General features: G+C 72.6%; 6 protein-coding genes. 4 read left to right on the forward strand and 2 right to left on the reverse strand.

Annotated elements, in window-relative coordinates:
- Positions 1-16 precede the first annotated feature (16 nt).
- The gene (rplI, locus tag ACWGB8_RS26400; protein WP_452216085.1) at positions 17-463 is read left to right on the forward strand and encodes a 50S ribosomal protein L9; all 447 of its coding nucleotides are present in this window, start codon (positions 17-19) and stop codon (positions 461-463) included.
- Positions 464-552: 89 nt separating this feature from the next.
- On the opposite strand, the gene ACWGB8_RS26405 is transcribed toward rplI, so the two are convergent.
- A complete protein-coding gene (locus ACWGB8_RS26405; RefSeq protein ID WP_452216086.1) occupies positions 553-1890 on the reverse strand; it encodes an MATE family efflux transporter in 1338 nt (445 codons plus the stop codon).
- A 537-nt stretch (positions 1891-2427) separates the two neighbouring features.
- Here ACWGB8_RS26405 and dnaB point away from each other — a divergent pair.
- Positions 2428-3903 (forward strand): replicative DNA helicase, encoded by a 1476-nt coding sequence (dnaB, locus tag ACWGB8_RS26410; protein ID WP_452216091.1) that lies wholly within the window; start codon positions 2428-2430, stop codon positions 3901-3903.
- A gap of 121 nt (positions 3904-4024) precedes the next feature.
- Complete coding sequence (locus ACWGB8_RS26415; protein WP_452216087.1) at positions 4025-5428, forward strand: acyltransferase family protein; 1404 nt, start codon at positions 4025-4027, stop codon at positions 5426-5428.
- Positions 5429-5508: 80 nt separating this feature from the next.
- On the opposite strand, the gene manA is transcribed toward ACWGB8_RS26415, so the two are convergent.
- A complete protein-coding gene (gene manA, locus ACWGB8_RS26420; protein ID WP_452216088.1) occupies positions 5509-6705 on the reverse strand; it encodes a mannose-6-phosphate isomerase, class I in 1197 nt (398 codons plus the stop codon).
- A 267-nt stretch (positions 6706-6972) separates the two neighbouring features.
- On the opposite strand from manA, the gene ACWGB8_RS26425 reads away from it, so the two are divergent.
- On the forward strand, positions 6973-7731 hold the full coding sequence (locus ACWGB8_RS26425; protein ID WP_452216089.1) for a polyprenol monophosphomannose synthase: 759 nt from the start codon (positions 6973-6975) through the stop codon (positions 7729-7731).
- Positions 7732-7880: the final 149 nt, after the last annotated feature.

Below are 7880 nucleotides of genomic sequence, written 5' to 3' on the forward strand. Positions count from 1 at the left end.
AGAGGGTGACCGAATAATGAAGATCATCCTCACCCACGAGGTGCCGGGTCTCGGTTCGGCCGGCGAGGTCGTCGAGGTCAAGGACGGCTACGCCCGCAACTTCCTGGTCCCGCGTGGCTTCGCCATCCGCTGGACCAAGGGCGGTCAGAAGGACGTCGACGCCATCCGTCGCGCCCGCAAGATCCACGAGATCCAGACCCTTGAGGCCGCCAACGAGGTCAAGGGCAAGCTGGAGGGCGTGCAGGTCAAGCTGTCCGTCCGCTCCGGCGAGGCCGGCCGCCTGTTCGGTTCGGTGACCCAGGCCGACGTCGTCGAGGCCATCAAGGCCGCCGGCGGCCCGGCGGTGGACAAGCGCGCCGTCGCGATCGCTTCGCCGATCAAGACCGTGGGCACCCACAAGGTCTCGGTCAAGCTGCACTCCGACGTCCTGGCCAACCTGGACATCGCGGTCGTCGCTGCCTGAGCTGCTCGGTAGCGCCCGAGGGCCGGACTCCCGACGGGGGGTCCGGCCCTCGGCCGTTCCCGGGCGCGCTGCCGCGGGCGGGCCGGCGCTCAGGCGCGGACGGCTCCGGTGACCAGCCACCGGCCGCTCAGCGTGCGCCGGACCAGGAAGGCGCCGCGGACCAGCATGAAGAGGTTCATCGCCCACCAGAGGCCGGCCAGCCCCAGGCCCAGCGCCGGCACCGCCAGGGCGAGCGGGGCGAAGGCGGCCAGGGTGGCGAGCATCGCCCAGGCCAGGAAGCCGCCGTCGCCGGCGCCCATCAGCACCCCGTCCAGGACGAAGACCAGGCCGGCGACCGGCTGGCAGAGCCCGACCAGCAGCAGCGCGGTGTCCAGCTGGGCCTGCACCGCCGGGTCCGGGGTGAACAGCGGGACGTACAGCGGGCGGGCGGCCACCAGCAGCAGGCCCAGCAGCACGCCCGAGCCGATGCCCCACTCGACCATCCGCCGGGTGGCGGCCCTGGCCCCGGGCACGTCCTCGGCGCCCAGGTAGCGGCCGATGATGGCCTGGCCGGCGATGGCGATCGCGTCCAGGACGAAGGCCAGGAAGACGAAGAGGGTCATGGCGACCTGGTGGGCCGCGATCTCGTCGTCGCCGAGCCGGGCGGCCACCGCGGTGGCGATCATCAGGACGGCGCGCAGGCTGAGGGTGCGGACCATCAGCGGGCCGCCGGCCCGGGCGCTGGCCCGGATCCCGGCCGCGTCCGGCCGCAGCGAGGCCTGCTCGCGGCGGGCCCCGCGCACCACCACGACCAGGTAGGCGGCGGCCATGCCGACCTGGGCGAGCACGGTGCCCCAGGCGGAGCCGGCCACACCGAGGCCGGCGCCGTAGACCAGGACGAGGTTCAGGACGAGGTTGGCGGTGAAGCCCGCGACGGCGACCAGCAGCGGGGTCCGGGTGTCCTGCAGCCCGCGCAGTACGCCGGTGGCGGCCATCACCACCAGCATCGCCGGGATGCCGAGCGCGCTGATCCGCAGGTAGGTGACGGCGTACGGGGCCGCGGTGGCCGAGGCGCCGAGCGCGTCGGCCACCCAGGGGGCGAGCAGCAGGGTCAGCGCGACCACGCCGGCGGAGAGCACCAGGGCGAGCCAGATGCCGTCGATGCCCTGCTGGACGGCGGCCCGGCGGTCCCCGGCGCCGATCCGGCGGGCGACCGCGGCGGTGGTGGCGTACGCGAGGAAGACGAAGACCCCGGTGGCGGTGGCGAGGGCGGCGGCGGCGACCCCGACCCCGGCCAGCTGGGGGGTGCCGAGGTGGCCGATGATGGCCGAGTCGGCCATCAGGAAGAGCGGTTCGGCGACCAGGGCGCCGAAGGCCGGGACGGCCAGGGCGAGGATCTCCCGGTCGTGCCGGCGGCGGTCGGCGGAGGGTGGGGGCGGCGTGGTCATGGGCTCCAGGCTACTCATCCACAGGTAAGGGACGCCAGAGTCTTGTGATCATTACTCGAAATTGTGAGCGACTGCGCCGACCGGGTGTGTGGGCGGGGCCACCCGGCTGTGTGTGAAGAATTTCTCATGCACAGCCCCGGGAAGAGGTAATCGCAGGTCAACAGGTTGACGGTGGAGGGATCGTCCGGTTATCCACAGGGTCTTCCACAGGGGCGTCCACAGGTTTGCGGCAGTTCTCCACAGCGGGGGGCCGGTCGTCCACACCCCCTGTGGATAACCGCCTTGGCGCGAGGGCGCCCGGCGCCTTAGCGTGGGTCGCTCACCCGACACTCCCACCCGCTCCGGCGTCCGATTTGTCGGTGTGGTGGCGTAGAAAGAAGGAGCGCACCCCTGCGCTCCGCCCGCAGCCACCGGCAAGGCCCGCTCCAACTCGCACCACTCGCTGATCGGGGAACACGCGTGACCGGCCCCCAGTACGACGACCACGACGTTCCACCGCCGCCGGAGGAGTGGCCCGCCGACGACGCCTTCCCGGACGTGCCGGGCGACCGGCTGCCGGTCTCGCGCGGACGGGGCGGGGCGCCGGAGTTCGGCAAGAAGTCCGGCCAGGGCTTCCAGCGGGACGGCTTCCAGCGCGACGGGGGCAAGCAGCGCCGGGACGACGTCGAGCGCTCCGACGGGGTGGACGGCTTCGAGCGGGTGCCCCCGCAGGACCTCGTCGCCGAGCAGTCCGTCCTCGGCGGCATGCTGCTCTCCAAGGACGCCATCGCCGACGTCGTCGAGATCCTCAAGCCGGCCGACTACTACCGTCCGGCCCACGAGCTCATCCACGGCGCGATCCTCGACCTGTACGCGCGCGGCGAGCCGGCCGACCCGATCACCGTGGCCGCCGAGCTGACCAAGCGCGGCGAGCTGACCCGGGTCGGCGGGCCCGGCTACCTGCACACCCTGGTCAACTCCGTCCCCACGGCCGCCAACGCCGAGTACTACGCCGCGATCGTGCACGAGCGCGCGGTGCTGCGCCGGCTGGTCGAGGCCGGCACCCGGATCGCGGGCATGGGCTACGCGGCCGAGGGGGACGTCGACGAGATCGTCAACGCGGCCCAGGCCGAGATCTACGCGGTCACCGAGCAGCGCACCAACGAGGACTACGCCCCGCTCGCGGACATCATGGAGGGCGCGCTCGACGAGATCGAGGCGATCGGCTCCCGGCAGGGCCAGATGTCCGGCGTCCCGACCGGCTTCGCCGACTTCGACCAGCTGACCAACGGCCTGCACCCGGGGCAGATGATCGTCATCGCCGCGCGTCCCGCGATGGGAAAGTCGACCCTGGCGCTGGACTTCGCGCGGGCCTGCTCGATCCACAACGGCCTGCCGAGCGTGATCTTCTCGCTCGAAATGGGCCGCAACGAGATCGCCATGCGCCTGCTCTCCGCCGAGGCCCGGGTCGCCCTGCACCACATGCGCTCCGGCAACATGACGGACGACGACTGGACCCGGGTCGCCCGCCGGATGCCGGACGTCAGCGCGGCCCCGCTCTACATCGACGACTCGCCCAACCTGTCGATGATGGAGATCCGGGCCAAGTGCCGCCGGCTGAAGCAGCGCAACGACATCAAGCTGGTCGTCATCGACTACCTCCAGCTGATGCAGTCCGGCGGCTCCCGCCGGGCCGAGAACCGCCAGCAGGAGGTCTCGGACATGTCCCGGAACCTGAAGCTGCTGGCCAAGGAGCTGGAGGTGCCGGTGATCGCGCTGTCCCAGCTGAACCGTGGTCCCGAGCAGCGCACCGACAAGCGCCCGATGGTCAGCGACCTGCGCGAGTCCGGCTCCATCGAGCAGGACGCCGACATGGTCATCCTGCTGCACCGCGAGGACGCGTACGAGAAGGAGTCGCCGCGCGCGGGCGAGGCCGACCTGATCGTCGCCAAGCACCGCAACGGTCCGACCGCCACCATCACGGTCGCCTTCCAGGGCCACTACTCGCGGTTCGTCGACATGACCCGGGACTGACACCCGGGACCGAGCCGGGGACCGGGCCGGGGCGTCGCGGAGCGGACCGCGGGCTGGTCCGGGGCCGTCCCCGCGGTGCTCGCGTCCGGCGGGGACGGTTCGATGAGCTACTGTCCCTGCCGTGAAGACGATACGACTGTTGTCCGCCCGCCGGGCCGGGGGCGACAAGGAGGCCCGGCAGGGCGGCTCGGCCGGTCGGCTGGGCTGGCTGGACGCGCTCCGAGGCATAGCCGCCCTGGTGGTCGCCCTCCACCACTTCGACATCCTGAAGCTGCTGCCGGACCGGATGGCGTCCTTCATCTGGTGGCACGCCGATCTCGGGCTGTACGGCGTGATGCTGTTCTTCCTGGTCAGCGGCTACATCATCCCGGCCTCGCTGGAGCGCCGCGGGGACGTCCGGGCGTTCTGGCTCGGCCGGTTCTTCCGGCTCTGGCCGCCGGTGGTCGTCGGGATCGTCTTCGCCCTGTCGATCGTCCCCGAGGGCGACACCTCGGTGGCACTGTTCGCCACCGACCACGACCTGATCTACCTGGCCGCCAACGCCACCATGCTGCAGGACTTCATGGGCGTCTGGAACGGCCTGGGCGTGATGTGGACCCTCACCTACGAGATGGTCTTCTACTACCTGGTCACCGCGCTCTTCGCGCTCGGCTGGCACCGGAAGAGCGGTCCGATCGCGGTCGGCTTCGCGGCCGTCGCCCTGATCTTCGGCACCACCATCGCCTCGCACACCCTGACCGTCGACTGGGCATCGACCCGCCACCTGGTCTGGGGCGCGGTGCTGATCGTCGTCTTCGCCTTCGCCTGCATCCTGAGCGGCCGCCTGTCGCTGGCCCGGACCGGGGCGCTGACACTGGGGGTCCTCGGCCTGGTGCTGATGTACAACAACAGCCGCGCGCCGATGTTCCAGACCCTGATGATCTTCGCGACGATGTTCGCCGGCACCGTGCTGTACCGCGCCGAGCACAAGCAGATCGACCGGCTGCAGGCCGCGCTGTGCTGCGGTTTCGTGCTCGCCGCGGGCATCGCGGTGGCCTGGATGTACAACCGCGACGGAATGGAGCAGCACACCTGGACGGCCGGCTGGCGGGCCTGGGCCGGGTCCTACGTGGCCGCCTGGCTCACCTTCGGGATCGGCATGGCGCTGCGCAAGCGCCGCTTCCCGAAGCTGCTGACCTGGCTCGGGGCGATCAGCTTCTCGGTCTACCTGCTGCACGTCCCGCTGCTGCACACCCTGGCGCACCTGCTGGACGCCCCCAAGATCCCGCCGACCACGAGCGGCAAGCTGATCTGGACGGCCGAGTACCTCGTAGTGATCCTGCTGGTCAGCTGGGTGATGTACCGGCTGGTCGAGCTGCCCGTGCAGAACCTGGGCCGCAAGGCGGTCAAGGCGGTGAGCCGTCGCTGGCCCGGTGAGGGACCGCTGCCGCAGGCCGCCGCGGTGCCGGCCGCCCGCGTCGAGGAGGCGCCCGCGGCGGCGCCGGTGGAGCGGGAGGCCGAACCCGTACCGGCCGGGCACCGCTAGGCCCTGTCCGGCCGATCTTGCCGGGCGCACGCGAAGGGCCCGCTCCCGTTCCGGGGGGCGGGCCCTTCGCCGTGCCGGGGTCAGAGGGTGACCGTGGCGCGGAAGAGTTCGGCGGCGCCGTCGAGCACCGTGGCGGTGCCGTCCGCGGGGAGGAAGGCGGACTCGCCGCGGGCCAGGTCGAGGGTGCTGCCGTCGGCGGCGGTCAGCCGGGCGCGGCCCTCGGTGCAGAGCAGGATCTGCGGGGTCGCGCCGTCGATCCGGCGGGGCTCGCCGTCCAGCCGGAAGCGGGAGAGCCGGAACTCGTCGATCGGCACCGGGTAGAGCTCCTCGCCCGGAGTGCCCTCGACCGCGACGGTGCGCACCGGCTCGGGGGCGCCGGCCGTGAAGTCGACCACCTTCAGCAGCTCCGGCACGTCGATGTGCTTGGGGGTGAGGCCGGCCCGCAGCACGTTGTCGGAGTTGGCCATCAGCTCGACGCAGGTGCCGTGCAGGTAGGCGTGCGGGACGCCGGCGCCGAGGTAGAGCGCGTCGCCGGGCTGCAGCCGGACGTGGTGCAGCAGGAGCCCGGCGAGCAGCCCGCGGTCGCCGGGGAACTCCCGGGTGATCCGGGTGTACGGGACGTAGGGGCCCGCGGGGTCGCCGGCGGCGGCCTTGTCGACGGCGTCGGCGGTGTCGCGTACCAGCGTCTCGGCCTCGTCCGTGGGCATGCTCAGGACGGCGGCCAGGGTGCGGCTGAGCGCCTCGGACTCCTCGCCGGCGTGCAGCAGGGCGATCAGCGGGCCGAGCGCGGGCAGCCGCAGACCGGCCAGCAGGGCGGCGGCGTCGGCGGGCCGGCGGAAGCCGCAGAGGCCGTCGAACTCGCCGAGGGCACAGATGAGTTCGGGCTTGTGGTTGGCATCGCGGTAGTTGCGGTGCGGGGCGTCCAGCGGGATGCCGCGGGCGTCCTCGTCGGCGTACCCGGCGCGGGCCTGGGCCAGGGTCGGGTGGGCCTGGATGGAGAGCGGGATGCCGGCGGCGAGGACCTTGAAGAGGAACGGCAGGGCGGGGCCGAAACGGGCGACGGTGGCGGCGCCGAGCTCCCGCTCGGGGTCGGCGGCGATCAGCTCGTCGAGCCGGCGCGGGCCGGCGCCGCGGTCGGCGCGGGACGGTGCGCCGGGGTGGGCGCCCATCCACAGTTCGGCCTGCGGTCCGCCGGTGGGTTCCTGCCCGAGCAGCTCGGGGAGGGCGGTGACCGACCCCCAGGCGTACGGGCGGACAGTGTTGACGAGCCTGTCCATGCGCGCGGTCCTACTCCTTTGCTGCCGTGAGGCTGGGCATCGACCCTAGCCGACGGGTGCCGCCACGGGGGAAACGGCGGAGCGGCCCGTGGAGTGCCGGGAGGTCCGGCGGGGTGCCCGAGTGGCTGGAACGCGGTAGTAGGATGCCAGGACGCAGTGGTTTCCGGACAGCCCCGGAGTCGGCGGGACGCCGAGTCGACGGGGGCCGTGTCCACGGCGCGGGCGATGCGGCCGGCGCTTCCCACCCCCTGGCCGAGAGGTTTGTTCGTGACCGTGAACCAGCAGAGTTTTGCTGATCTCGGCCGGGTGCTGGTGATCATTCCGACCTTCAACGAGGCGGAGAACGTCGAGCGGATCGTCGGCCGGGTCCGGGCCTCGGTGCCCGAGGCGCACGTGCTGGTCGCCGACGACAACAGCCCGGACGGCACCGGTGAGCTGGCCGACAAGCTGGCCGCCGAGGACGGGCACGTGCACGTGATGCACCGCCGCGGCAAGGAGGGCCTGGGCGCCGCCTACCTGGCGGGCTTCCGCTGGGGCATCGACGAGGGCTACGACGTCCTGGTCGAGATGGACGCCGACGGCTCGCACCAGCCCGAGGAGCTGGGCCGGCTGCTGGCCGCGCTGCGCGGCGCCGACCTGGTGCTGGGCTCCCGCTGGGTGCCGGGCGGCCGGGTCGTGAACTGGCCGAAGTCGCGCCTGCTGCTGTCGCGCGGCGGGTCGACGTACTCGCGGCTGATGCTGGACGTGCCGATCCGGGACGTCACCGGCGGCTACCGGGCGTTCCGCAAGGAGACGCTGCTGGGGCTGGGCATGGACCAGGTCGCCTCGGCCGGGTACTGCTTCCAGGTCGACCTCGCGTGGCGGACGGTCAAGGCCGGCTTCAAGGTCGCCGAGGTGCCGATCACCTTCGTGGAGCGCGAGCTCGGGGCGTCCAAGATGAGCCGCAACATCGTGGTCGAGGCGCTCTGGCGGGTCACCGCCTGGGGTGTCGCCGACCGGGTCTCCCGGATCAGGGGCGGCAAGTAGGGCTCGTCGCACGAGCCGGTGGCCGGAGCCGTCCGGCCGGGAACGGATTGTCGAAGCGGAAGGGCCCGCCTGTGCAGACACGCGGGCCCGTCCCCGTTGCGCCAAACGCTGTACGGGGACCGGGGGTGGGGAGCAGCCCGGCGCCGGCG

The sequence above is a fragment of the Kitasatospora sp. NPDC054939 genome (assembly GCF_053610105.1).